Origin of the sequence: Corynebacterium sp. 51B (assembly GCF_008930785.1) — a bacterium.
Classification (GTDB): domain Bacteria; phylum Actinomycetota; class Actinomycetes; order Mycobacteriales; family Mycobacteriaceae; genus Corynebacterium; species Corynebacterium megadyptis.
The window spans coordinates 109701-135382 of sequence record NZ_PQMK01000001.1; the positions used below are offsets into that span (position 1 = coordinate 109701).

General features: G+C 63.0%; 20 protein-coding genes. 9 read left to right on the plus strand and 11 right to left on the minus strand.

What is annotated here, in order from left to right:
- The first annotated feature begins 55 nt into the window (after nt 1–55).
- Together GBB14_RS00490 and GBB14_RS00495 are read left to right on the plus strand one after the other, a co-directional pair.
- Nucleotides 56–829 (plus strand): MurR/RpiR family transcriptional regulator, encoded by a 774-nt coding sequence (locus GBB14_RS00490; RefSeq protein ID WP_151528761.1) that lies wholly within the window; start codon nt 56–58, stop codon nt 827–829.
- On the plus strand, nt 826–1284 hold the full coding sequence (locus tag GBB14_RS00495; RefSeq protein ID WP_151528760.1) for a hypothetical protein: 459 nt from the start codon (nt 826–828) through the stop codon (nt 1282–1284). The genes GBB14_RS00490 and GBB14_RS00495 overlap by 4 nt, the downstream gene beginning before the upstream one ends.
- 111 nt (nt 1285–1395) lie before the next feature.
- Here the strand turns inward: GBB14_RS00495 and meaB are convergent, their stop codons facing one another.
- The 3 genes from meaB to GBB14_RS00510 form a co-directional block, all read right to left on the minus strand.
- Nucleotides 1396–2532 carry a methylmalonyl Co-A mutase-associated GTPase MeaB gene (meaB, locus tag GBB14_RS00500; RefSeq protein ID WP_151528759.1) on the minus strand — a complete coding sequence of 379 codons (1137 nt, stop codon included), beginning with the start codon at nt 2530–2532 and terminating at the stop codon, nt 1396–1398.
- A 284-nt stretch (nt 2533–2816) separates the two neighbouring features.
- Nucleotides 2817–5060, minus strand: a complete 2244-nt coding sequence (scpA, locus tag GBB14_RS00505) for a methylmalonyl-CoA mutase (RefSeq protein ID WP_151528758.1) — start codon at nt 5058–5060, stop codon at nt 2817–2819.
- 7 nt (nt 5061–5067) lie between these two features.
- A complete protein-coding gene (locus GBB14_RS00510) occupies nt 5068–6903 on the minus strand; it encodes a methylmalonyl-CoA mutase family protein (RefSeq protein WP_370451570.1) in 1836 nt (611 codons plus the stop codon).
- A 521-nt stretch (nt 6904–7424) separates the two neighbouring features.
- Here GBB14_RS00510 and GBB14_RS00515 point away from each other — a divergent pair.
- Both GBB14_RS00515 and GBB14_RS00520 read left to right on the plus strand, forming a co-directional pair.
- Entirely contained in the window at nt 7425–8159 is a 735-nt protein-coding gene (locus GBB14_RS00515) for a TVP38/TMEM64 family protein (RefSeq protein WP_151528757.1), read from the plus strand.
- A 98-nt stretch (nt 8160–8257) separates the two neighbouring features.
- Entirely contained in the window at nt 8258–8836 is a 579-nt protein-coding gene (locus GBB14_RS00520) for a MarR family transcriptional regulator (protein WP_151528756.1), read from the plus strand.
- A 79-nt stretch (nt 8837–8915) separates the two neighbouring features.
- On the opposite strand, the gene GBB14_RS00525 is transcribed toward GBB14_RS00520, so the two are convergent.
- The 6 genes from GBB14_RS00525 to GBB14_RS00550 form a co-directional block, all read right to left on the minus strand.
- Complete coding sequence (locus GBB14_RS00525) at nt 8916–10151, minus strand: SPFH domain-containing protein (RefSeq protein ID WP_151528755.1); 1236 nt, start codon at nt 10149–10151, stop codon at nt 8916–8918.
- Nucleotides 10152–10159: 8 nt separating this feature from the next.
- Complete coding sequence (locus GBB14_RS00530; protein WP_151528754.1) at nt 10160–10594, minus strand: NfeD family protein; 435 nt, start codon at nt 10592–10594, stop codon at nt 10160–10162.
- A 25-nt stretch (nt 10595–10619) separates the two neighbouring features.
- Nucleotides 10620–11453, minus strand: a complete 834-nt coding sequence (locus GBB14_RS00535) for a DUF3097 domain-containing protein (protein WP_151528753.1) — start codon at nt 11451–11453, stop codon at nt 10620–10622.
- 1 nt (nt 11454) lies between these two features.
- Nucleotides 11455–12567: a ferrochelatase gene (locus GBB14_RS00540; RefSeq protein ID WP_192796072.1), complete on the minus strand. Its 1113-nt coding sequence runs from the start codon at nt 12565–12567 to the stop codon at nt 11455–11457.
- Nucleotides 12568–12728: 161 nt separating this feature from the next.
- Complete coding sequence (locus GBB14_RS00545; RefSeq protein WP_225976568.1) at nt 12729–14441, minus strand: DIP1281 family NlpC/P60 protein; 1713 nt, start codon at nt 14439–14441, stop codon at nt 12729–12731.
- Nucleotides 14442–15218: 777 nt separating this feature from the next.
- On the minus strand, nt 15219–15740 hold the full coding sequence (locus tag GBB14_RS00550) for a DUF6676 family protein (RefSeq protein ID WP_151528752.1): 522 nt from the start codon (nt 15738–15740) through the stop codon (nt 15219–15221).
- 426 nt (nt 15741–16166) lie between these two features.
- Between GBB14_RS00550 and acnA the strand changes: the two genes are divergently transcribed.
- Entirely contained in the window at nt 16167–18971 is a 2805-nt protein-coding gene (gene acnA, locus GBB14_RS00555) for an aconitate hydratase AcnA (protein ID WP_151528751.1), read from the plus strand.
- 87 nt (nt 18972–19058) lie between these two features.
- Nucleotides 19059–19622 carry a TetR/AcrR family transcriptional regulator gene (locus GBB14_RS00560; protein ID WP_151528750.1) on the plus strand — a complete coding sequence of 188 codons (564 nt, stop codon included), beginning with the start codon at nt 19059–19061 and terminating at the stop codon, nt 19620–19622.
- On the opposite strand, the gene GBB14_RS00565 is transcribed toward GBB14_RS00560, so the two are convergent.
- Nucleotides 19619–21298, minus strand: a complete 1680-nt coding sequence (locus GBB14_RS00565; protein WP_151528749.1) for a formate--tetrahydrofolate ligase — start codon at nt 21296–21298, stop codon at nt 19619–19621. The two genes, GBB14_RS00560 and GBB14_RS00565, sit on opposite strands and share 4 nt — an antisense overlap.
- A gap of 75 nt (nt 21299–21373) precedes the next feature.
- Between GBB14_RS00565 and GBB14_RS00570 the strand changes: the two genes are divergently transcribed.
- From GBB14_RS00570 to GBB14_RS00580, 3 genes are all read left to right on the plus strand, one after another.
- Entirely contained in the window at nt 21374–22126 is a 753-nt protein-coding gene (locus tag GBB14_RS00570) for a glutamine amidotransferase (protein WP_192796073.1), read from the plus strand.
- Between the two features lie 92 nt (nt 22127–22218).
- Nucleotides 22219–22488, plus strand: coding sequence for an ACT domain-containing protein (locus GBB14_RS00575; RefSeq protein WP_151528870.1), 270 nt, complete (start codon nt 22219–22221; stop codon nt 22486–22488).
- 48 nt (nt 22489–22536) lie between these two features.
- Nucleotides 22537–23910 (plus strand): PFL family protein, encoded by a 1374-nt coding sequence (locus GBB14_RS00580; RefSeq protein ID WP_151528747.1) that lies wholly within the window; start codon nt 22537–22539, stop codon nt 23908–23910.
- A gap of 80 nt (nt 23911–23990) precedes the next feature.
- Here GBB14_RS00580 and GBB14_RS00585 read toward each other — a convergent pair whose 3' ends face one another.
- A complete protein-coding gene (locus GBB14_RS00585) occupies nt 23991–25622 on the minus strand; it encodes an ABC-F family ATP-binding cassette domain-containing protein (RefSeq protein ID WP_151528746.1) in 1632 nt (543 codons plus the stop codon).
- Nucleotides 25623–25682 lie beyond the last annotated feature (60 nt).

Below are 25682 nucleotides of genomic sequence, written 5' to 3' on the forward strand. Positions count from 1 at the left end.
GGCAGGTCCCACGAGGTGCAGCAGATGCGCTAACTCTAGGGATAGACTGTGAGCCATGAATCTGGCGGATCATGTAAAAAAGATTGAGCTCCGGCTCAGTGCCACTGAACGTGATGTCTTGGCCTTCATTTTGGCCGAGCAGGAATTCGTGGCCGATGCCACGCTGAGCGCTGTGGCACACCGGGCGTTCACCTCAACCTCGAGCGTGATCCGCTTGACTCAGAAGCTCGGCTTCACAGGGTTCGGCGAACTCAAGTTCTTTATCAAAAACTCCCTCGCCCACAGCCCGACTCCCTCAGAGGATCTGGTTGGGGTGCTGCGCTCGGATGTGGAGGCCACTCTCACGACCATGGAGGGCACCGATCTCTCCGAGATTCTGCGCTGGATCGCCGACGCGCGCACGCTGTACTGCTTCGCCACCGGCTATGCGCAGCGGCTTGCCACCGAGGAATTCGCCAAGTCATTGATTTCGAGCCGTCGCTTTACCGTGGTGTTGCCGACCATCAACGAGTTCAGTGCCTCCACCGCGGTCATGGGGCCAGAAGACATGGTGGTCATCGTCTCTCTATCGGGAGCGACCGATGGCCTCGAGGAGATTTTGCACGAGATGGAGCTGCGCGGGATCAGGGTACTGCTGATCGCGGCACGCAGCGATGGATATATCGCCCAGCATGCCGATCGCACCCTCACCTACACCTCAACGCCGACAATAACCAGCATCAACACCGGGCTGCACCATTCCTTCGTGGGATTGAACGTGCTGCTGGACTACGTGGCCCGCAGCCTTATTGTCTACAACGAACAGCAACTAGAAAGCAGGCGCTCGTGAGCACATTCTTCGCGATGTTCAAGGACTATCGCCGTGCCACTACGATTCTCTTTTGGTATTGGCTGCTCAGCGCCGTGGCCTATCTGCTCTACCAAACCGCGGTGAGTACCCAGACGGGGATGAGCTTCGAGGAGGTCATCACCGATCCCGGCGTGGCGCTGGCGTTCGTCGCTAGCTGCTCGGTGATTATTATGGCCGCACTCCTCCGTGTGGCCGAGGCCGAAAACCTGCGCACGCTGCGCATCTACGCCATGTTCAGCGTGGTCCACCAGCTGCTCACCGGCAATATCATTGGGTTTATCCTCGCCACGCTCATCGTTTATTACCAGCCCCCAGCGAAGGGCGAGAGCTTCGCTCCCACCCAGAAGCTGCTCCTCATTGGTGGCATGGTGCTCATCGGACTCGTGCTTGTGCTGTGGCTGGTCGCGCAGCTCAACCGCATGCTGGGCGGCTAGAGACAAGCGCAGACATAGCTGCACCGCCATCCCCGTGGACGTGGGGCTGGCGGTGCAGCTTTCTGCTCTCATCAAGGCTGGCCTGAGAGCGGCCCTGAGCGGGTATCGGCCCTAGTTGGCGTCATCACCCTCCCCCGGCGTCGGTGCCGGCTGCGCAACATTATCGAAGGCGGCGAGGATGCGCTCGGCGGCGAGCGTCGGGGTAATCTGCCCCTGCTTGAGCTGCGATTCCACCAATTGCTTGGTCTCTTGCACCGAGGCATTGGTGTTGAGCCGCTGCAGAATCGTCTCGTGCACCATCTGCCACATCCAGCCCACCTGCTGTTCGCGGCGCAGCCGCTCGAAGGCACCGGTCTCCAATTGGCACTGGTGGTGCTTTTCCACGATCTCCCAGAATTCGGAAATCCCGGTGTCCTCCACGGCGGACATGGTGATTGTTGGTGGGTGCCAATCATCGTCCTCGGAACGCACCATGCGCATCGCCGCGGCCAGTTCTCGGGCGGCGCGCTTGGCGTTCTTTTTATTCGAGCCATCGGCCTTATTGATGGCCACCAGATCAGCCATCTCCAGCACTCCCTTCTTAATGCCTTGGAGCTGATCGCCAGCCCCAGACAGGGCGAGGAAGGTGAAGCAGTCCACCATATTGGACACGGCCACCTCGCTTTGGCCGACGCCGACGGTTTCGACGATGATGATGTCGAAGCCCGCGGCCTCGAAGACCACCATGGATTCGCGCGTGGCCTTCGCCACGCCTCCGAGGGTGCCCGCCGAGGGCGAGGGGCGAATAAATGCATCATCCTGCGCCGAGAGCTTAGCCATGCGGGTCTTATCGCCCAAGATCGAACCGCGGGTCTTGGTGGATGAGGGATCCACCGCCACCACCGCCACCTTGTGGCCCTCATCGACCAGCTTCATGCCGAGGCTTTCGATCGTGGTGGACTTACCCACCCCAGGCACACCGGTGATGCCCACGCGTAAGGCATTGCCGCTAAAGGGCAGCAGCTTCACCAGCAGTTCCTGCGCTAAAACGCGATGCGCTGCGGCGCTAGACTCCAGCAGCGTGATCGCGCGGGCAATCGCGGTGCGCTCACCATTGCGGACGCCGTCGAAAAGCTCCTCAACATTAATGCGGCGGCGTGCCCTTTTCACCTTCTCCGGGGCCACGGCGGTGGCAGTGCCAAGATCGGTTCCGGCCGTGGTAGTCAGCGATCCGAGGTTTTCCTCAAGGTATTCGCGTGTGCCCTCCATGATTAGGTGCTCCCAGCCTTTCTCTGCAGAAAATAGTCCTTCGTTCCCCATTGTGCCTGAGCGTCCCAGCGCGTGAGTCCAGATGGGGGTTAATAAGAATCACCCTCACCGCTCCCAGGCCCGTGTGTACCTCGCCCAGGGCAGGCCGCAGCGTGGCAGGTCTTGATTCCATGCCTTCTTCCCCTGCACACACAACCGCCCCTTGCACAGGCCATGATCGGGCGTTGTGCAAGGGGCGGTGCGTGAGCGGCTGAGCCGGCAGCGAACGTAGCGGCGATGGCGCGCTACTCCGCTGCGGCCTCCTCCTTCGGATCAGGAAGATCGAAGCCGAGATCGGCGGCGAGCTTCTGCATCATGTCAATGGCAGAGTCCGCGATCACGGTGCCCGGCGGGTAGATCGCGGCGGCGCCGTCGTCGTAGAGCTCCTGGAAATCTCCGGGAGGAATCACGCCGCCGACGACGATCATGATGTCCTCGCGGCCTAGCTTCTTCAGCTCCTCCTTTAGCGCGGGCACCAAGGTGAGGTGACCGGCGGCAAGGGAGGACACGCCCACCACATGCACGTCAGCGTCCACGGCGGCGCGGGCGGCCTCGGCCGGGGTCTGGAATAGCGGTCCCACATCCACGTCCATGCCCAGATCGGCGTAGGCGGAAGCCACCACCTTCTGGCCGCGGTCATGGCCGTCCTGGCCCATCTTGGCGATGAAGATACGCGGGCGGCGACCTTCCTCTGCCTCGAAGGCATCGGCCATCGTGATGGCGCGTTGCACGTTAGACACCTGGCCTTCCTTTCCGACCTCGTCCTTGTACACGCCCGACAGCGTGCGGATCTCGGCCTCGTGACGGCCAAAGACCTTCTCCAGAGCCATCGAGATCTCGCCCACGGTGGCCTTGGCGCGAGCCGCATCCACCGAGAGCTTGAGCAGGTTGAGGGAGAGATCCCCGGCTTCCTTCTCGTCCTCGTGGGCGGCGGCGTAGGTCAGGGCGTCGAGGGCCTTGGTTACTGCCTCTTCATCGCGGTCAGCGCGCAGGCGCTCCAACTTGTCCAGCTGTTCCTGGCGCACGCGCGAGTTCTCAACCTTGAGCACCTCGATCTGCTCATCCTCGGCCACCACGTACTTGTTCACACCGATGAGGGCCTGGCGGCCGGAGTCGATGCGGGCCTGGGTACGTGCAGCCGATTCCTCGATGCGCAGCTTCGGGATGCCCTCGGCGGTGGCCTGAGCCATACCGCCGGCGTCCTCCACCTCTTGGATGTGCTTGCGGGCGCGGTTAGCCAGCTCATTGGTGAGCCACTCGATGTAGTAGGAGCCAGCCCACGGATCCACCGGACGCACGGTGCCGGACTCCTGCTGCAGCAGCAGCTGGGTGTTACGGGCAATACGAGCGGAGAAGTCGGTGGGCAGCGCCAGCGCCTCGTCGAGGGCGTTGGTGTGCAGCGACTGGGTGTGGCCCTGGGTCGCGGCCATTGCCTCGATGCAGGTACGCGGCACGTTGTTGTACACGTCCTGGGCGGTCAGCGACCACCCGGAGGTCTGCGAGTGCGTACGCAGCGACTGCGACTTCGGGTTCTTCGGATCGAAGGTGGCCACGAGCTCGCTCCAGAGGAGGCGGCCGGCACGCAGCTTCGCGATCTCCATGAAGGTGTTCATGGAGATGCCCCAGAAGAAGGACAGACGCGGGGCGAACTTATCCACGTCCAGGCCCACTGCCTTACCGGCGCGGATGTACTCCACACCATCGGCGAGGGTGTAGGCCAGCTCCAGATCGGCGGTCGCACCGGCTTCCTGGATGTGATAGCCCGAGATGGAAATCGAGTTCCAGCGCGGCATCTTCATCGAGGTGTACTCGAAGATATTGGAAATGATGCGCATGGAGGGCTGCGGCGGATAGATGTAGGTGTTACGGACCATGAACTCCTTCAGAATGTCGTTCTGAATAGTTCCGGCCAGCTGCTCCGGCTTCACGCCCTGCTCCTCAGCAGCGACGATGTAGAGAGCCAGAATCGGCAGCACGGCGCCGTTCATGGTCATCGACACCGACACGCTCGAGAGGTCAATGCCCTCGAACAGCTGGCGCATGTCCAAGATGGAGTCGATGGCCACACCGGCCATACCGACGTCACCGAGCACGCGCTCATTATCAGAGTCGTAGCCGCGGTGGGTGGCGAGGTCGAAGGCCACAGACAGGCCCTTCTGACCGGCGGCAAGGTTGCGGCGGTAGAAGGCATTGGACTCGGCCGCGGTGGAGAAGCCGGCGTACTGGCGAATCGTCCACGGCTGGTTGGTGTACATCGTCGGGTACGGCCCGCGCATGAACGGGGGCATACCGGGGAAGGAATCCAGCGGGTGCGAGGGGGTGTCATTGACGGCCTCATCGCGGTTGTCACGGGTGAACACGCGGGCGACATCAATGCGCTCCGGGGTAGCCCAGACCTGCTCCTCGCCCTTGATCCCGTCTACGTTGCTAGCCGCAGTGGCTGCCTCGGGGGTACGAGCGACATCAGCGAAATTCGGGATGGTGGTCATTGTCTCCTCACGCTCCCAGCTTCTCGAGCAGCTCGGACAAGGTGCCGGCCGCGTCGATGGTCATATTTACGTAGCCGTCTGGCATATCCTCGGCATCGGCGAAGGACTTCTCCGCGCCGGCCAGGAGGATTTCCTTCACCCCGGCCTCGCGCAGGGCCTTAACGGCCGCTTCGCCGGAGGCGGCGTATTCCTGGTCGGTGCCGCAGATCACCACGATCGGCGATGCCTGTGCGGCGGCGGTGAATTCCTCGGTGCCGGGCTCTACCTGGCCCGGGTTAAGGGCCTGGATACCGCCGGTGGCGAGCAGGTTGGTGGTGAAGCCGGTGCGCACATTGTGCTTGGCCAGCGGGCCCAAAGGAATCAGGCCGATCTGCGGGCGCTCACCCTTCTCGGCGAGGAACTCGTCGGAACGGTCACGCAGTCGCTCGAACTCGGCAGCCCAGCGGCGAATACCCGGGGTGGCATCGCGCTTCTCTGGGGGCAAGGGGGTTTCCGCGAGGTTCGGGAACTCGTTGATGCCGGTGACCTTCTTGCGGCGGTGAGCCACGTCCACGCGGGTAATCTCGGCCTGCTTATCCAGTGCAGCCTGCACGGTCTCGGTGCTGGAGCTAAAGCCACCCTCGCCCTCGATGGAGGTGAAGATCTCCCATGCGTTGTCGGCGACCTGGGCGGTCAGCGACTCCACGTAGAAGGAACCGCCGGCCGGGTCGATCACGTGACCCAGGTGCGACTCCTCCAGCAGCAACAGGTTGGTGTTGCGGGCGATGCGGTGAGTGAAGTTACGGGAGGCGGTGGGCATACCGCCGGGCACAGCCGCGTCGAAAGGCAGCACCTCGATGTCCTGGGCGCCACCGACACCGCCGGCGAAGGCGGCCACGGTCACGCGCAGCATGTTCACCCACGGATCACGCTGCGAGAACATCACCGGCGCAGTGGTCGCGTGCACCACAGCCGAACCGGCCTCGGGCACGCCGATGACCTCAGCAACGCGAGCCCACAGGCTGCGTAGGGCACGCAGCTTGGCGATCTGCGCGAATTGCTCATCGGTGACGGCAACCCGGAAAGCGATCTGGCCAAGCGCTTCCTCGGCCGAGAGCCCGGCGTCGACAAGCGCCCGCAGGTACTCGACGCCAGCGGCAATACCGTAGCCAATCTCCTGGATATCGCTCGCGCCCTGGTTGGACAGCGGCACGGTATCCACGAGGATGGCGCGCACCGTACCGGGGCGCTTGGCGGCGGCCACAGCCAGTTCCACGGCCTCGTCGAGGCTGATGGTCTCGGAGCCGTCATAGACGGCGGTGAGCGGGGCGGCGCCGAGATCGATGTTCACGCCCTCGGCTACCTCCTCGCCGGCCTCGTCGATCAGCTGGTAGAGCGCATCGGCCGCGGCAGCGACCGTAGCTCCGGCGTTGAGGCGGATCGGGGCGAGATCCAGCAGCACCCCGTCGAGGGTTTTCTCCAGATCGGTGCCGTCGATGATGAGGTGAGTGGTGCCCACACGCAGGGCGTGCAGGATGTCCTTATTGGCGGTCTCGCCTTCGAAGGACTCGGCCACTCCCCAGCCCTCACGAGCGTGAGCAGTCTTGTCACCGCGCAGGTACGGGAAGTGTCCGGGAGCAGCTGCCTCCGCGAGCTCATCGGCCCGGTTGTAGAGCGGCTTGATGTCTACATCGTTATAGGTGGCCTTCACCAACTTCTTCCACACATCGAGTGGAGCGTCGGCGACATCTTTCTTCTGTACCCGTGCGAACACTTTGGCTACTGCCTTGTGCCACGCGTTCTCCATCTCCGAGTAGTTCTCGGGAAGATCAGCGTTGGGGGTACCGGACTGTGTATCAGTCACAGTGAACCTTCTCCCTTGTCGAGCCGTCCCCTACCTCGCGTGCAGGCGCCACGCATACAGCGCATGCCCCACCATCCGGTGCGGCCGCGCGACGCCCGAGCCAGGGCAGAGACCGACTCTCTAGCTTGATTTGTCGCAGAAATATTCTCTTCGAATCGTGACCTCTTCCAGCGCAAGAAATGGTCCCGCAGGGCGGTGCGTCGAGCACCCATTCCCTGTCGCAGTGCGGGCTCCGTTTCTTCCACGGCGGCATCTCCGTGCGAGGCGATGTGCTCACACCGAGCCGCCGTATTCGGAAACGGTCACATTCACCTCATCAGTGTAGTGCCAAGCCCCCGCTTCATGTGAAGATTGACGCCGCCGTCGCCGGCCCTGCCCGCGCATAGCTGCGGAAGTGCATAGATTCATACTCACCAATGTGGGTAATAAAGCAACACCACCCTGTTGGTTTGTCCACAGAGTGTGTCCGCAGTTCGTGGCCATATGGGCGGATACGGGCAGGGGCGCTATGCTCAGAGCCCATGCACAGACTCTCCGCCGCCGCGCGCCGCGTAGCTCGCTCGCTGCGTGGAATCGCCCGCGGTTTCCGGGCACAGTCGCGGCTGCGCCAGGTGGCTATCGTGGGGTGCGTCCTGGCGGTGATCGCGGTGCCGCTGCTGGTGGATATTCCCAGCATGGAGCAGTGGCGCGCCTGGAGTGAGGCGCTGGGCCCGGGGTTTGTGCTGGCGTTTGCCGCCATCTATATCGTGGCCACCCAGTTCCCTATTCCGCGCACCGTCTTCACTCTCGCCAGCGGCGTGCTTTTCGGCCCACTCATCGGCATTGTGCTGGCGCTGAGCTGTACGACTGTCTCGGCATGGATCTCTTTGAGCGTGGTGCGGGCATTCCTCAGCGACTGGATCCGCCCCCATCTCACCCACCCAGCGGTGGAGACCATCAACACCCATCTGCGCCGCCGCGGCTGGCTGGCCGTCACCAGCCTGCGCATGATCGCCGGGGTGCCCTTTTCCATTCTCAACTACGTGGCCGCGATCTCAGAGGTGCCGCGTCGCTGGTTCACCCTCGCCACCCTCATCGGCTCAGCACCGGGCACCATCGCCACCGTGGTGCTGGGATCCGCATTGAGCCACGGCGGCGATGCACGCCTTGTTCTCATCACCATCGCCCTGCTCATCATGGGCGCCATGGGGATGCTTATCGACGCTCTCCTGCCGCTTCGCCCAGCCTCCCCACACACGCCCCAGCCTTCGGTATAGTCTACGTTTAGGACTTGACTTAAGGGACGCCCTCTCGGCCAGTATCCAGGCCCAGTGGCGTCCCGTCCCCATGAGTGCCAGGTGAAAAAGGGGTCTAGATGTTTGCAGTACACGCCCGCTATCGGGGCCGTTCCACCCACCGCGCCGAGCTGGTGGCACGCTCCGCCGAGGCGCTGTCCACCCTCGATGGTGTCGGGACTTTCGACGTCTTAGGGGTGGAGGATATCTGTGCGGCCATCGACTCCGCCCGTGCCACTACTGATACCGCGATGGCGCTGCTGAGCGCCGGCGAGTGGGCGGTATCCATCGGGGTGACTCCCCTGTCCAATGACCCCGAGCGGGTGCGGGCCATCGCTACGGCAGCGATGCCGCAGCGCGTGCGCGCGGGCACGGTTAAGGCACAGATCTCCGCTCCTGGGGTGGATACGGCGGATATCACCGAAGACATTATTGCCGTATTCGCCCTGCTCAATCATGTGTTCTCCAAGCGCACCCACGAGGGCCGCGAGGCCACCGCCTTGGTGCGCCAGGGATTGAATCAGAATGAAGCCGCCGAGGAACTGGGCATCTCGAAACAGGCGATGTCGCAGCGGCTGCAGGCGGCGGGCTGGCTGGCGGAATCCGCCGGCTGGCAACTGGCCGTACACCTTCTACAGCGGGCGGACTCGCTCGCCTAGCTCGGATACGCCACCCCGCACAGGCGAGCGGCCCCGTCCCCAGCACAAGAAGCCAGGGGCGGGGCCGCGAGTGCAGTCCTTAGTCTGCGGACTGCTGCGGTGCGGGTGCCGCCGGAGTATCCGGTAGCGGGCTGGGTGCTGTATCGAGCGCAGAGTGCTGCGGTGTAGCCGTGCCGTCTGGTACTGAGGCCTCGATCGAGCGGGCCGGATCGGACTCGTCCACCGGCTTATTGGCGACGGCATTAGCGGCGGCCACTGCTGCGGCGATCTCGGGGGCGGATTCGGTATTGAACCAATCCTCGTCCTCATCCACCTCGGCGACGCGCTTGGTTTCCTCATCCACGCCGCTGGGCTCGTAGCGGAACACCCCCTCCTCGTCCTTCTTGGCGAAGGACTTGGCGAAGCGCTCCAGAGAGTCACCGAATTGGGATGGGATCATCCACGTGGTGTTGCCCTCGCCCTCGGCGATCTTCGGCAGCTTCTCCAGGTACTGATAGGCCAGCACCTCCGGGGTGAGCTTGGAGGCTTTGACCGCGGCATTCACCTTCTGAATAGCGCGGGCCTCGCCTTGGGCGCGCAGATAGATAGCGGCGCGTTCACCCTCAGCCTTGAGCATCATGGCCTGGCGCTCGGCCTCGGCGGCGAGAATCGAGGCGTGCTTTTCACCCTCCGCCCCGAGGATACGAGCCTGCTTCTCACCCTCGGCGGTCTTGATGTCCGCCTCGCGCTGGCCCTCGGCCGTGAGGATCATAGCGCGCTTTTCCCGCTCGGCCTTCATCTGCTTCTCCATGGAGGCCTGAATGGAGGATGGCGGATCAATAGCCTTCAGCTCCACACGGGAGATGCGCAGACCCCACTTCGTGGTGGCATTGTCGAGCTCGCCGCGGAGACGACGGTTAATCACCTCGCGGCTGGTGAGGGTTTCCTCCAAGGTCATGCCACCGACCACATCACGCAGCGTGGCCACAGAGATCTGTTCCACGCCCACGATGTAATTGTCCACACCATAGATGGCGCGATCGGGTTCGTTGATTTGGAAGGTCACCACCGTGTCGATAGCGACAGTGAGGTTGTCTTGGGTGATCACGGCCTGCGGCGGGAAGGACACCACCCGCTCACGGGTGTCGACCTTGGCGCGCACCTTATCCACGAAGGGGATGAGGAAGCCAATACCGGGGGCGATGGTCTGGGTGTATTTACCCAGGCGCTCCACCACGGCGGCAGAGCCCTGGGGAACGATCACAATAGAGCGTGCGATAGCGACCGCGACAAACACGATCACTAGCGCAAATAATGCGAGAGGAAGAAATTCCATGGCTATGGTTATGAGCTCTCTTTCCACACGACGGCGGTGGCGCCGTCAATTCTGAGGACATGAACGGTATCGTCCGGTTGATAGGACTCGGCAGGATCAACTGCACGAGCCGACCACAGATCGCCATCGAGGCGAATCAAACCGCGGTGCTCATCCACCGGCTCCACCACCACGGCGGAGCGGCCAGCAAGCGCTGCGAGGGAGCTACCTCGATCAGAGGTAGACGAGAGCATCTTCTTTCGAAGAACTGGTTTGACGAAGAAGATCATGCTCACTGATACCACTGCGAACACGATGAGCTGCACCCACAAGGAATCGCTGAGCAACGCGGAACCAGCCCCAGCGAGGGCCCCTGTTCCGAGCATGAGAAAGGTGAGCTCGCCGACGAACATTTCTGCACCGACGAGCGCTATGCCTGCAATGAACCAAATTAGTGCACTCACGCTGTCCAGAATACGTGAAAAAGTACTAAGTGAGGTCTTCCTTAGTTAGCTCGGGAACGGTGACGAAATCCACGAGCCGTTCCACCGCCCCGATGAGCGTGGAATCGAGATCACGGAAGCTGTGCACGGCGTTATACACCCGGTTCCATCCTTCGCGCGGGTCGGACCAGCCCACCCGGCGGCAGATCCCTTCCTTCCAGTCTTCGCCATAGGGCACCTCCGGCCATGCTTTGAGTCCGAGGCGCTCGGGCTTGACCGCCGCCCATATATCCACATAGGGGTGGCCGGTGACGAACACATCGGGGCCGAGGCGCTCGGTTAAGCGGGTCTCCTTGGAACCGCGCACGAGGTGATCGGCCAGCACCCCGATACGCCGGCCGGGGCCAGGCTGGAACTCGGCCAGTCGCTGCTCGAGATTATCCAAGCCCTCCAGATATTCCACCACCACGCCTTCGACGCGAAGATCGTGGCCCCACACCTTTTCCACGATCGCGGCATCATGGATACCTTCCACCCAAATGCGCGAGGGGGCGGCGACTTTCGCCTGCACATTGGCTACCTTGCGGGAGCCGGAATTGGAGCGCTGCGGGCCACTTGGTGCCACATAGCGCTGCAGTGTGACCCGCTTGCCCTCCACGAGGAAAGCGCCCGGTCGCAGCACGAATACTCGGCGGGTACCGCGGCGATCTTCTAGCCGCACCACATCGCCCTCGACAGCCTTTTCATAGCCCACGATGGCGCCGACGAATCCGGTGGCCAGCACCTCCACAACCTCGCCTGGGGGCAGCGCCAGCTGCGGATAGCGGGGCGCGGAGCGGGAGGCGTGACCGGAGAAAATATCAGTAGAGTAGCGCGACATATCAGCCCTCTTCAGTAGCGGGTCGGGCAGCCGGCCGGGTGGGCCGTGCCGAAGGACAGCATTCCGGAGAACAGGGAGATCCGTTGACCCCGCAGCCATAGCTGGGCTCATGCCCCAGGCGCTGCGGGCTCACTAGCCCACGGGCCTCGAGGATCAGCTCCATGATCATCTGCACGAAGCGGGGGTTGTGTCCCACCGAGGCAGCGCGATAGACGGAGACATCGCGCTTGTTGGCGGCAGCCACCAGCTCGGTATCGAGATCCCAAATCACCTCGATGTGGTCGGAGACAAAGCCAATGGGGAACACGATGAGCTCGCGCACTCCCTCATCGGCCAAGGCCTCCATATGGTCCACAATGTCGGGTTCCAACCACGGGATATGTGGAGCACCGGAGCGCGACTGCCACACCACATCCCAGTCGCTGATCCCGATCTTTTCCGCAACCAGACGCGCCGCCTCGGCGATCTGGTGAGAATACAGCGCCCCGTCCTCGGGGCGGCCGGAGGAAGCATCGGCCGCAGTGGGGATGGAGTGGGCCGTAAATACCATGCGCGCCTGCGGGTGCTCAGCGATAAGCGGCGCCACCTCGTCCACGGCGGCCTGGATAAACGTGGGGTGATCGAAGAACTGCCGCAACTTGGTGAATTCGATCTCCGGCAGCCCCTTTTCGGCGAGGTGGCGGCGCATCCGCGCAATATCCTCATGGTATTGCTTGCAGCCGGAGTATCCTGCCCAGGCGCTGGTGGCGAAGACATAGGCAGAGCGCACCCCAGCAGCAGCCATGCGCTCGACCGTCTCCTCGGCGAAGGGATGCCAGTTGCGGTTGCCGAAATACACCGGCAGATCCCAGCCATGGGCGGCAAGGCGCTGCTGCAGATCGGAAATGATCTCACGGTTCTGCTCATTGAGCGGGCTCACCCCATCAAAATGGGCGTAGTGCTCGCCCACCTCCACGAGCCGCTCATCGGGGATACCGCGACCGCGGGTGACATTGCGCAAAAAGGGCAATACATCATCGGGGCCTTCCGGGCCGCCGAAGGAAAGAACGAGCAGTGCATCTGCCTCCGGGACCGAGTCCACAGGAGTTGAAGCAGCAGAACGAGGCGACGTCATAGATAGACACACTACCAACTTCATCCCCGGCTCCTTCACGCGGCGGCGCCCGAGTGTGTCACCTGCGGCTGATAGACGACAACGACGCCGCTCTCCGTGGCTCTTTTCTCGCGGGGAGAAAAGTCAGGAGGGCGGCGTCGATAAGCGCCAGAGTGCTGTTACTAGATCAGGCGAACCACATAGGGGCTCATGCCGGCCCAGCGGACCGGGGACTTCTTCACATAGGAGCCGGACTGCGGCGCCTCGATCATCATCCCATTGCCCAAGTAGATGGTCACGTGGTGCTGCGCGTGGGTGCCGTAGAAGATGAGGTCACCGCGCTGCATTTGCGAGGGGCTCACCTTAGTGCCACGCTGATACTGATAGCCGGAATAGTGCGGCAGGGAGATGCCCACGCCGGCAAAGGCGTAGAGCGTCAACCCGGAGCAGTCGAAGCCGATCTTGTTGTAGTCGCCATACGAGTCAGCCACGCCGCCATCGCGGATACCCTTCGTCGGGCCGTAGGCATTGCCGCCGCCCCACGCGTAGGGCACGCCCAGCTGGCTTTCGGCCCGCGCGATCACGGTCTCGATCTTTTGCTGGCGAGTACCTGAGACCACCTCGGTGGCCTGCTCGCTCACATCCTCATCGGTGGTGGTGTTCGACGTTGCCTCGGTGGTGTTCTCCCCCGACACGGCTGCCACCGTGGTTGCCTCGGCGTCCTCATCGGTGGGATAGGGATTGTCCAAGGCGGTGTGGTCCGGCTCATTGGCAGCGACCACGGCCTCGGCGGCTTCTTGGGAGGCGCGCTGGGCTTCCTCGCGGGCGGCCTGAGCCTTCTCCTCATCCTCGGCAGCCTTCTCGGCCTCGCGCTGGGCGGCTTCCGCCTCTGCACGCTTCGCCTCGGCCTCCTTGCGGGCCTTCTCGCGCTCTTCGGCACGAGCCTTCTCGGCTTCCTCCGCAGCCTTGGCGGCGGCTTCGGCCTCCTTGCGGGCCTGTTCTTCCCGCTCCTGCTTGGCGCGACGCTCCTCGGCGGCCTTGCGCTCTTCCTCCGCCTTGCGCTTGCGCTCTTCTTCCGCGCGCTGGTACTCCTCGTACTCGCTGCGCTGGGAGTTCAGCTCATCCGCGTGGCCGCGAGCGGCGTCGAGCTGCGCTTGGGCCTCGGCCTGCTCGCGCACCAGCTCGGAGCGACGGGCTTCCGCCTCTTCCAGCTGGCGAGAGCTCTCGTCAATCTGGTTACGGGCGTCTTGTTCCGCGTCCTCGGCGGCGCTGAGCTGCTCATCGGCCTTCTGGCGGGCCTGGCGCAGCAAGGACTCGGCATTGGCTTTAGAGGTGCGCAGCGAATCCAGGTTCCGGATGGCGTCTTTTTGCTCCTCCGCCCGCTGCCGCAGATAGGTCAAGCGGTCCAACGCATCGTCGGACGTGGAGGATCCGACGAGATCATTGAGGGAGGAGGGAGATGCCGAGCGGCGATAGGCCGAACGGGCGATCTCATTCAGCAGTTCCTGGGCCCCAGCGATATCCGCTTGGCTCGCATCCAGCTCCTCGCGGGCTGTCTGGGCTTGCTGGCGCGATAGCTCGGCCACCGCGCGGGCATCCTGCAGATCCACCAAGGCCTTATTCACGGCTTCGCGGAGAGCACCCATCTCGTTTTCGATCGCAGCGATGGACTCGGCGGCATCCGCCACGGTGTTCGCCAACTGGGCGACATTCTGCGAGGAGGAATCCACAGCACTAATGGCGTCCCGGATGGCCTCATCGGATGGATTACTCGGCGCGGCGTGGACGGACGTCGAAGCCAGCACGCACACAAGCGAGGAGGAAACAAGCGTCATCAGTGCACGGCGTGCGCGCCGCCGAGGGAAACGACCTCGGTGCTCGGTAGACGTGGCCACAAATTCTCCTTAGGCGCTATCGAAAACTAGATCAGACCTACTCCTATCCCGCGCCCTGGGCCGCCTCACGCAGACGACCCACGGTCAAGATAGGGGTGCAGCAACCGCAGCCTCGCCCGCGGGAATCGGGCGTGCGGCGCTCGCACCATGTATCGGCCAGTAAGCACCGCTCGGCTATCGCCATCACGCTCGCCGTGTCTTCGACTCGAATTCTGCTCTGGATCTGTCCTGCGACCACGGGTAAAAGCAAGCTTCCCCACGTGCTCTTCGATGTGGCCATACGCCATCGCAGTGCGTCGGGAGTCTCAAACTCTGAGCGAGACTCACGCTCCTGTGATGAATGCGGGTAGCAACCAGCAGTCAATAGAACTCGATATGAAGATATCCCGCCGCCGGCATGGCGCCAGAGGCGAGGGCGTTGTTCGTGATCACCCCACCGCTGGATGCGGCGCAGTAGAACAACTGTGGCGTCTGAAGGTGATAGAGGCTGAGAAACCTCGGTCTCTCGAACCCAGCACTACTCACAAGCTGACAATGGAAACATTAGGACACAATCGCTACCAATAACCAGACGATCCACTTGAGTCACACGAGTAAAGCCCTGCCCCATGACTATGCGGGCGGCTCACCTGCGAACTTAGCTTTATCAAAAAGATATGTGAGTTTGCTCACTTGCGCAAAGATATCGGCGTGTCACGCTGCAAAAAGGGGTGCGGATAGTGTTCGACTTTCGAACACGTCTGAATGGTAGGTTGAGCACCGTCTAGTCTAAGAGCTTTACTTGCGGTGAAGCTTCGCGCTCCAGCGAACACTAAAGGCCGTCGCGACGGCCATGAGGGCGAGCGTTCCCACGACAAGAGGTACAGCCCCAACACTTGACCCAGGCAGTTCTTCGACAACCTCGCGCGCCCCGAGGACATAGTCGGTTGTAGTGGCGAGGCCATATTGCGCGCTTTCAATATCGGCGCGGGCATGCTCGCTCGAGACCACCGCGGCGCTACCGGGGGTGCGCACCATCATCAAGCTGGAGTCCGTGGCATCGGCGGCCGCCTGCGCAATATCGCGTTCGTCCCCCGGCCCTGGCTGCTTCGCGCCCAACACGATGATCCCGGGATTCTCATAGCCCTCCCCCGCGGCCATCTCCACGACCTCCACGAGCTTGGCGTTGAGCGCCGCATTGCCCTCATGCTCATAGCTGAAGGCCACCCCGTCCTCTTCCAGCTGGGCAATTATGGAGGCCATATCTATAGAGCTCGGAACCATGGATGCTGTATCGCTTTCTTGCTTATCGATGCTCACTCGCCGCCCCTCGGGACACCCCTCGTTAAGGGGGGCGGATCATTGCCCCCTGAGTCTAGTGCACCACTCCCCCAGATCTTGCTGCCGCGCGGAGGGCATATATATTGCCCAATTCTTTGCTCACACGTGCCCTAATCTCCTCCATCTCCACGGCATTCCGGCTACCATGGATAGATAGGTGCGGCGTGACGCACGCCGCCGTTTTCACCCCCGCGATGGGGTGGAAGCGCTGGCTGCACCGCGTTGCCCGCCCAATCTTTATTAAACATAACGGGCGTACTGTTATGCTGGTTTGGGTTCGCACCGGATACCAGTGCCCATGCATGTGAGTGGCACGGATTCGGGGCGCCGCGAGGGAGGAGTCAGCCTAAGACGAACCGCCCCTCGCAGCAGTTCACTCATATTTTCTAGGAAACGGAGCTTTACGTGACTGAAAGCAATAACTCCTTCGATGCGAAGAAGACGCTCGAGGTCGGCGATAAGTCTTATGACTACTTTGCCCTCGATGCTGTCGATGGCATGGAGAAGCTGCCCTACTCTCTGAAGGTTCTCGCTGAGAACCTTCTGCGTACCGAGGACGGGCTCAACACCACCGCCGACCACATCAAGGCACTCGCCAACTGGGATCCGGAGGCTGAGCCGGACACCGAGATTCAGTTCACCCCGGCCCGCGTGCTCATGCAGGACTTCACCGGTGTGCCCTGTGTGGTGGACTTGGCCACCATGCGTGAGGCCGTGTCCAGCCTGGGCGGCAACCCTGATCAGGTGAACCCCCTGAACCCGGCTGAGATGGTTATTGACCACTCCGTGATCGTCGAGGCCTTCGGCCGTTCCGACGCCCTGGAGCGGAACGTGGACATCGAGTACCAGCGTAATGAGGAGCGCTATAAGTTCCTCCGTTGGGGTGCCGAGAACTTCTCCAACTTCCGCGTGGTGCCTCCGGGAACCGGCATCGTCCACCAGGTGAACATCGAGTACCTGGCCCGCGTCGTCTTCGACAACGAGGGTCTCGCCTACCCCGATACCTGTATCGGCACCGACTCCCACACCACCATGGAAAACGGCCTCGGCATCCTCGGCTGGGGTGTCGGCGGTATTGAGGCAGAGGCCGCTATGCTCGGCCAGCCCGTATCCATGCTGATCCCGCGCGTCGTGGGCTTCAAGCTCACCGGCGAGATCCCCGCCGGCGTGACCGCCACCGACGTGGTGCTCACCATCACCGATATGCTCCGCCAGCACGGCGTGGTGCAGAAGTTCGTCGAATTCTACGGCAATGGCGTGAAGCAGGTGCCGCTGGCCAACCGCGCCACCATCGGCAACATGTCCCCCGAGTTCGGTTCCACCTGTGCGATCTTCCCGATCGACGAGGAGACCACCAAGTACATGCGCCTGACCGGCCGCCCCGAGGAGCAGGTTGCTCTGGTCGAGGCCTACGCCAAGGCCCAAGGCATGTGGCTGGAGCAGGACGCCCCCGAGGCCAAGTACTCCGAGTACCTCGAGCTGGACCTGTCCACCGTGGAGCCCTCCATCGCCGGCCCGAAGCGCCCGCAGGACCGCATCAAGCAGTCCGAGGCCAAGGAGCAGTTCCGCAAGGATCTGCCCGACTACTGCTCTGCTGAGCCGGTCGACGCCTCCGAGCCCGCCAAGCGTATGGACCACGAGGGTCCGACGGGCGAGTCCGATCGCGAGTCCAACTACAACGCCTCCCGCTCCGGCCACGGCGAGTCCGCGGCTGAGGGTGCCGAGGGCCGCCAGTCCAACCCGGTCGTGGTGCGGTCCCCGCACGGTGGCGAGTTCACCATCGACCACGGCATGGTGGCTATTGCCTCCATCACCTCCTGTACCAACACCTCCAACCCCTCCGTGATGCTCGGTGCTGGCCTGATCGCCCGCAAGGCCGCGGAGAAGGGCCTGAAGGCAAAGCCGTGGGTGAAGACCATTTGCGCCCCCGGTTCCCAGGTTGTGGACGGCTACTACAAGCGCGCTGATCTGTGGAAGGACTTGGAGGCCATGGGCTTCTACCTTTCCGGCTTCGGCTGCACCACCTGTATCGGTAACTCCGGTCCGCTGCCGCAGGAGATCTCGGACGCCATCAACGAGCACGACCTCACTGCGACCGCCGTGCTCTCCGGTAACCGTAACTTCGAGGGCCGCATCTCCCCTGATGTGAAGATGAACTACCTGGCCTCCCCGATCATGGTGATCGCCTACGCTATCGCCGGCACCATGGACTTCGATTTCGAGGCCCAGCCGCTCGGCCAGGACCAGGACGGCAACGATGTCTTCCTCAAGGACATCTGGCCCTCCACCCAGGAGATCGAGGACGTCATCGCAGAGTCCATCTCTCGCGACATGTACGTCGAGGACTACGCCGATGTGTTCAAGGGCGACGAGCAGTGGCGCTCCCTGGACATCCCCACCGGCAAGACCTTCGCATGGGATGAGGATTCCACCTACATCCGCAAGGCTCCCTACTTCGATGGCATGCAGTCCGAGCCGGCTCCGGTGGAGGACATCCACGGTGCTCGTGTGCTTGCGAAGCTCGGCGACTCCGTCACCACCGACCACATCTCCCCCGCCTCCTCCATTAAGCCCGGCACCCCCGCCGCGCAGTACCTGGACGAGAACGGTGTGGAGCAGCAGGACTATAACTCCCTGGGTTCCCGCCGTGGTAACCACGAGGTGATGATGCGCGGTACCTTCGCCAACATCCGCCTCGCCAACCAGCTGGTGGATGTGACCGGCGGCTACACCTTGGACTTCACCAAGGATGACGCTCCGCAGTCCTTCATCTTCGACGCCTGCGAGAACTATAAGGCCGAGGGCACCCCGCTGGTCGTGCTCGCCGGCAAGGAGTACGGCACCGGTTCCTCCCGCGACTGGGCTGCCAAGGGCACCCTGCTGCTGGGCGTGAAGGCCGTGATCACCGAGTCCTTCGAGCGTATTCACCGCTCCAACCTGATCGGTATGGGCGTCATGCCGCTGCAGTTCCCGGAGGGCGAGTCCCACGAGTCTCTGGGCCTGACCGGCCACGAGACCTTCGACATCACGGGCATCGAGGAGTTCAACAACGACTCCATCCCGAAGACCGTGCACGTCACCGCCACCGCGGAAGACGGCTCCACCACCGAGTTCGACGCCGTTGTGCGTATCGACACCCCCGGTGAGGCCCAGTACTACCGCCACGGCGGCATCCTGCAGTACGTGCTGCGCAACATGGTCAAGAGCTAAGTCCTAGCTCAGACGTGAGACAAGGCGGGCAGGAAGCATCCAATGCCACCTGCCCGCCTTTGTCGTGAAGAAAGTAGGTGCGGGACAATGCCTCGAGTCAGTTCGAGTGACCTCAATCGACGCCGCCAAGGCATTCTCGACGCGGCGCGGGCCTGCTTTGCCCAGCACGGCTACGAAGGCGCCACCGTGCGTCGGCTGGAAGAAGCCACGGGGAAATCCCGCGGCGCCATCTTCCACCACTTCAACGATAAAGAGCACCTCTTCTTGGCACTCGCCCGAGAAGATGCTGCCCGCATGGCGGAAGTGACCGCTCGGGAAGGCTTGGTGGAGGTGATGCGCGATATGCTGCACCACCCCGAGCGCTATGACTGGCTCTCCACCCGGCTAGAGATCTCGCGCATGCTGCGCACCGATCCCCACTTCCGCTCGCTCTGGCAGCAACATCAGGCGGTGCTGGACGAGGCCGTGCGCTCCCGCCTCAGCGACAATGCCAGCCGTGGCCGGATGCGCGACGACGTAGAAGTGGATGTGCTCATGGTCTACCTCGAGACCTTCATGGATGGCTTCATCTCTCAGCTGGTGAGTGGCCAAGAACCTGCCCACTTGGAGCAGGTTCTCAACCTCATCGAGGAAACCATCCGCGGCCGTTAAAACAGCCCCGAGATTCGCCCGCTGCCATCGACATCAATGCCGTTGGCAGCGGGTTTTTTCGGCAGCCCCGGCATGGTCATCACATCGCCGGTGAGGGCGACGACGAAGCCAGCACCAATCTTGGGAATCAGCTGCCGGACATGCAGGGTGTGGCCCTCAGGCGCGCCCAGCTGGCTCGGATCATCGGAGAAGGAGTACTGCGTCTTGGAGATCACCACCGGCAGCGTATCCCAGCCATGATCGCGCAGCACCTGGAGATCCTTGCGGGCCTGCTTGGTGAACTCTACGTCTGCCGCACCGTAGATGGTGGTGGCAATGGTGGTGATGGAGGCCTCCACGCCCTCGGCGGGATCATAGAGCGGAGCCGGGTTATTGCGCCCGGAGTTCATCTCCTCGGCCACTGCTGCTGCCAGCTCGGTGGCACCGGCGCCTCCCTCGGACCACACCTGGGTATCCACCACAGCGAAGCCGGTGCGCTCGGACCACTCCTGCAGCACCGCCCGTTCCGCATCGGTATCGGAGACGAAGCGGTTGAGCGCCACCACGGGATGCGCCCCGATGGTGTCGATATTGCGGCAGTGCCGCTCGAGATTCGCCAGACCAGCATTCAGCGCATCGAGATTCTCCTCATTGAGAGCATCGCGCTCTACCCCGCCGTTGTACTTCAGGGAGCGGATGGTGGCGACCACGACCACCGCATCGGCGGACATCTCGCCCATGCGGCACTTGATGTCAAAGAACTTCTCCGCGCCCAGATCGGAGCCGAATCCGGCCTCGGTCACCACCACATCGGCATGTCGCATGGCGGTCGTGGTGGCGATGAGCGAGTTGCAGCCGTGGGCGATATTGGCGAAGGGGCCACCGTGCACCAGCGCGGGGGTGCCGCCCAAGGTCTGCACGAGGTTGGGGTGAATGGCATCGACCATGAGGGCGGTCATGGCCCCCTCGGCGTGGAGATCACCGGCGGTCACGGGCTCACCGGCAGTGGTGAAGCCAATAACGATGCGGGCGAAGCGCGCCTTGAGATCCTCCAGATCGCTAGCGAGACAGAGAATGGCCATGATCTCGCTGGCTGCAGTGATATCGAAGCCGGTTTCGCGTGGCACGCCGTGGGCGCGGCCACCCAAGCCGATCACGGCGGTACGCAACGCCCGATCATTGACATCGAGGCAGCGTTTCCAGGTGATGCTGCGGGGATCGATACCGAGCTCATTGCCTTGGTGCAGGTGATTGTCGATCATCGCCGCCAGGGTGTTGGTGGCGGTGGAAATGGCGTGGAAATCTCCGGTGAAGTGCAGGTTGATGTCTTCCATCGGCACCACCTGGGCATAGCCGCCGCCGGCGGCGCCGCCCTTGATTCCCATGACGGGGCCGAGCGAGGGCTCGCGCATAGCCACGATGGTGTTGTGGCCTGCAGTGCGCAAGGCATCGCCTAAGCCGATGAGCACGGTGGATTTTCCTTCACCGGCGGGGGTGGGCGACATGGCGGTGACGAGCACCAGCTTGGCGTCGGCGGGTTTATCGATGCTCGAGGTGATATCCACCTTGGCCTTGCGGGTGCCATAGGGGATCAATTCTTCGTCGCTGAATCCAGCGCGATGGGCGATATCCGTGATGGGCTCAAGGGTGTGAGCCTGGGCAATGTCAACGTCCGAGGGTTGGGTGCGAGAACTCATAGTATCCATCGTAATGAACGCTCGGACACAGCAGGTATTGACAAAATAGACCAAGCGGTATGTACACTATCTGCCATGCGTACTTTCTTGGTGGTTTCCCCTCGTCTGGGCCATGCGGTGGCCCGCGCAGAATTTGACGACTTCCTCAACACTGCAGGACTCGACGCCACCGAGATGGATCACTACATGCTCGACTCCCCCACGGCGCAACTACCGGATCTCAGCCGCTATGCCGGAGTGTTCATCGGCGGCAGCCCCTTCAACGTGACCAATGAGCACTACAGCGAGCACCAATTGGCCGTTCATGAGCAATTGGACGCCATCTTGCACTCCCCCGTGCCGAGCCTTTTCGTCTGCTTCGGTACCGGCTTTAGCCAAGCCGTTCGCGGCGGCGAGGTCGGCCACACCCATCCCGAGGTAGCCGGGCTGACCACGGTGACGCTGAGCGACGCCGCCGCGAGCGATCCTCTGACCGCCGGTGTGCCCGCCACCTTCCGCGCCATGACCGGCCATAAAGAAAATGTCGTGACCCCCGCACCGGGCTCCACGGTTCTCGCGACTGGCCCCGGCGGCATCGTGCACATGCTCCGCACCCATGAGCATTCCTGGGCCACCCAGTTCCATCCCGAGATGAATGCCGCCGGCATGAAGCGTCGCATGAGCTTCTATATGAACGACGGCTACTTCGCCAAGGACGATTATGAGCGCATCTGCGCGGAACTCGACGCCGCCGATGTCAGCCCCGCTCACACAATCGTGCACAACTTCATCGCCTTCGCCCGTGACTATGTTCCGCAGTCGCCGGCGCTGCGCGCACCCGCGCTCTAGGCGCTGGCCGCGGCCGCGGTGCTGGGCGGCGGAGCGGCGTCGATAAGCATCCGCTACCCGAGGGTGTCTGGGTGGTGTGGTCTAATAAGACCATGATCGCAATCATGACAGTCACCGGTTTGGACCACACCGGCATTATTGCTGCCGTCTCCACCAAGTGTGCAGAGCTGGATGTGAACATCCTCAACGTCTCTCAGACCATCATGGATAAGTACTTCACCATGATTCTGCACTGCGAGTTCGACGATTCCGTACGCGGCATATCCGATGTGCAGAACGCCATGAAGGATGTGGAGGCCGCCGAGAAGCTGGAAATCCGCGTCCAATCGGAGGCCATTTTCTCCGCCATGCACAGTATTTAGCGGGAGCCTTCCGCGCGTAGTCGATACCACATCCGAGAGAGAAGACACATGGATTCCCGCTACCGTCAGGGCAATAGCCTTGACATTCTTGAAACCATTGAGATGATCGAACGCTACCGCCTGGATATCCGGACGGTGACGATGGGCATCAACCTCATGGGATGCATTCGCTCCACCATGAGCGCCACCGCCGAGGCGGTCTATGAGCGCGTGGTCTCCGCCGCCGAGAACCTCGTTCCGGTGTGCCAGGAGATTGAGCGCGAGCTCGGCATCCCGATCGTGAATAAGCGCATCTCCATCACCCCCGTGGGCGTGCTGGCCTCTGCCGTGGACGGCAACCCCGTGGAGATCGCCCGCGCCCTCGACCGGGCGGCCGCCGAAGTGGGAGTGAACTTTATCGGCGGCTATTCCGCCTTGGTGGATAAGGGCGCTGCCCCCGGAGAGAAACGGCTCATCACTTCCCTTCCTGAGGCGCTCAGCACCACCGATGTGGTGTGTGGCTCGGTGAATGTGGCCAGCTCCCGCGCCGGAATCAACATGGACGCCGTGGCCACGCTGGGCCACATCATCAAGCAGTGCGCGGAGAATACCGCGGATCGCTCGGCCATCGCCTGCGCCAAGCTGGTCGTGTTTGCCAACTCGGTATCAGATAACCCCTTCATGGCCGGTGCCTATCACGGCCTCGAGGAGCAAGACGTGGTGATCAACGTCGGCGTCTCCGGCCCCGGAGTAGTCGATCGCGCCGTCGGCAGCCTCGCCGGCGCCTCGCTGAACCAAGTGGCCGAGGAGATTAAGCGCGCCGCATTTAAAATCACCCGCACCGGCCAGCTGGTGGGCGTCATGGCCGCCGAGCGACTCGGAGTGGACTTCGGCATCGTGGACCTCTCCCTCGCTCCCACCGCCGAATTGGGCGACTCGGTGGCGCACATTCTCGAGCACATGGGCCTCGATCAAGTAGGCACCCACGGCACCACCGCGGCGCTCGCCCTGCTCAACGATGCCGTGAAGAAGGGCGGGCTGATGGCCTGCTCCCGCGTCGGCGGGCTGTCTGGCTCCTTCATCCCCGTCTCCGAGGACAAGGGCATGATCGATGCGGTGCGCTCGGGCGCGATCAGCATCGACAAGCTAGAGGCCATGACCGCCATCTGCTCGGTGGGCTTCGACATGATCGCCATTCCCGGCGACACCCCGGCCTCGACCATCTCCGGTCTTATCGCCGACGAGGCGGCCATTGGCGTGATGAACCATAAGACCACCGCCGTGCGCGTGATCCCGGTACCGGGCGCGCAGGTCGGCGACGAGGTGGACTTCGGCGGGCTCCTGGGCTACGCGCCCGTCATGCCCGTGAACACTGTGGGCAATCAGGCCTTCATCGACCGCGGCGGCTTCATCCCCGCGCCCGTGCACGGTTTCCGCAACTAAGCACCGGCGCCGCGGGGCGCCTCGCGCCGGCACCCCGTGCGTGGGCCTGCGGGGCGTGCTGCACGCGGCGGCCTGCTGCTTTAGGCGAGCTCCACAATCTCGAGATAGGACTCGTTCCACAGATCCTCGGTGCCATCGGGTAGCACGATCACGCGCTCCGGCTCGAGGGCTTCCACCGCGCCTGGATCGTGGGTGACGAGCACCACCGCTCCGGTGTAGGTGCGCAAAGCATCGAGCACCTGCTCGCGGGATTGCGGGTCGAGGTTATTGGTGGGCTCATCCAGCAGCAGCACATTCGCCCGCGAGCTCACCAGCGTGGCCAAGGCCAGGCGGGTTTTCTCACCACCAGAGAGGGTGCCGGCGCGCTGCTCGAGCTGGTCGCCGGAGAACATGAACGCGCCGAGAAGACCACGCAGGTCCTGCTCATTGGCATCGGGGCAGGCGTTGATGGCGTTCTCCCATACGCTCGCCTCGGTATCGATGGTGTCGTGCTCCTGGGCAAAATAGCCGATCTTCAGACCATGACCGCTGACGATGCCGCCTTCGCCATCGGTGCGTTCCACCCCGGCGAGCAGTTTGAGCAGCGTCGTCTTACCGGCACCATTGAAACCGAGCACCACCACGCGCGAGCCCTTATCGACGGCCAGATCCACCCCAGCAAAGACCTCGAGGGAGCCATACATTTTGGTCAGGCCCTGCGCATTGAGCGGTGTCTTGCCGCAGGGTGCCGGGGTGGGGAAAGAAATGGAGGCCACGCGGTCGCTCACGCGCACCTCGTCGAGGGAATCCACCATTTTCTCCGCGCGGGCAGCCATCTGCTTGGCGGCCTTGGCCTTGGTGGCCTTCGCCCCGAGCTTCGCGGCCTGCTGTTTGAGGGCGGCGGCCTTCTTCTCCGCATTGGCGTGCTCGCGCCGGCGGCGCGCCTCATCTGTGGCACGGGCGTCCAGGTACTTCTTCCAGCCCATGTTGTAGACATCGGCTTCGCCGCGCACCGCGTCCAAGAACCATACCTTGTTACACACGGCCTCGAGCAGCTCGACGTCGTGGGAAATCATGATCAGCCCACCCTCGTGCTTGGAGAGGAACTCCCGCAGCCAGGTAATCGAGTCCGCGTCGAGGTGGTTGGTGGGCTCGTCGAGCAGCAGCGTGGTCGCCGAGCGCCCCGAGCCGGCGGTGGCCGCGAAAAGGATTTGCGCCAGCTCGACACGGCGACGCTGGCCACCGGAGAGTGTTTTGAGTTGCTGCTCTAAGACGCGCTCCTCGAGGCCGAGCGCATGGCAGATGCGGGCAGCCTCGCTATCGGCCTCATAGCCGCCAAGAGAGTGATAGCGCTCCTCCAGCCGGGCATACTTGCCGATCGCGGCATCCCGCTTGGTATCAGAGAGCGTGGATTCCATGATCTCTTGCTGCTTATCCATACTGCGCCGGATCTGATCCAGCCCCCGAGCGGACAGCACGCGATCCCGTGCGGTCTGCTCGATATCGCCCTCCTTGGAATCCTGGGGCAGATAACCGATCTCGCCGCTGCGGGTCACGCTACCGCCATAGGGCTCGCCCTCCCCCGCGAGGATGCGCATGGTGGTGGTTTTACCTGCGCCATTGCGCCCCACCAAACCGATACGATCACCGGGCTGCACGCGCAACTGCTGCCCCGGTGCGTTGAGCAGGGTGCGGGCGCCAACTCGGACTTCAAGATCATTGGTTACAATCACAAACAGCCAAGATAGCAGGTGCGCCTTGGCATCGATGCGGCGAGGCGGCACGAACGGCAC

What these genes read in the sequence shown, in the direction of transcription:
- GBB14_RS00490 (WP_151528761.1), top strand. Translation starts at nt 56, where the DNA reads ATGAATCTGGCGGATCATGTAAAAAAGATTGAGCTCCGGCTCAGTGCC.
- meaB (WP_151528759.1), bottom strand. Translation starts at nt 2,532, where the DNA reads ATGGAGGGCACACGCGAATACCTTGAGGAAAACCTCGGATCGCTGACT.
- scpA (WP_151528758.1), bottom strand. Translation starts at nt 5,060, where the DNA reads ATGACCACCATCCCGAATTTCGCTGATGTCGCTCGTACCCCCGAGGCA.
- GBB14_RS00515 (WP_151528757.1), top strand. Translation starts at nt 7,425, where the DNA reads ATGCACAGACTCTCCGCCGCCGCGCGCCGCGTAGCTCGCTCGCTGCGT.
- GBB14_RS00520 (WP_151528756.1), top strand. Translation starts at nt 8,258, where the DNA reads ATGTTTGCAGTACACGCCCGCTATCGGGGCCGTTCCACCCACCGCGCC.
- GBB14_RS00525 (WP_151528755.1), bottom strand. Translation starts at nt 10,151, where the DNA reads ATGGAATTTCTTCCTCTCGCATTATTTGCGCTAGTGATCGTGTTTGTC.
- GBB14_RS00535 (WP_151528753.1), bottom strand. Translation starts at nt 11,453, where the DNA reads ATGTCGCGCTACTCTACTGATATTTTCTCCGGTCACGCCTCCCGCTCC.
- GBB14_RS00540 (WP_192796072.1), bottom strand. Translation starts at nt 12,567, where the DNA reads ATGACGTCGCCTCGTTCTGCTGCTTCAACTCCTGTGGACTCGGTCCCG.
- GBB14_RS00560 (WP_151528750.1), top strand. Translation starts at nt 19,059, where the DNA reads ATGCCTCGAGTCAGTTCGAGTGACCTCAATCGACGCCGCCAAGGCATT.
- GBB14_RS00565 (WP_151528749.1), bottom strand. Translation starts at nt 21,298, where the DNA reads ATGAGTTCTCGCACCCAACCCTCGGACGTTGACATTGCCCAGGCTCAC.
- GBB14_RS00570 (WP_192796073.1), top strand. Translation starts at nt 21,374, where the DNA reads ATGCGTACTTTCTTGGTGGTTTCCCCTCGTCTGGGCCATGCGGTGGCC.
- GBB14_RS00575 (WP_151528870.1), top strand. Translation starts at nt 22,219, where the DNA reads ATGATCGCAATCATGACAGTCACCGGTTTGGACCACACCGGCATTATT.
- GBB14_RS00580 (WP_151528747.1), top strand. Translation starts at nt 22,537, where the DNA reads ATGGATTCCCGCTACCGTCAGGGCAATAGCCTTGACATTCTTGAAACC.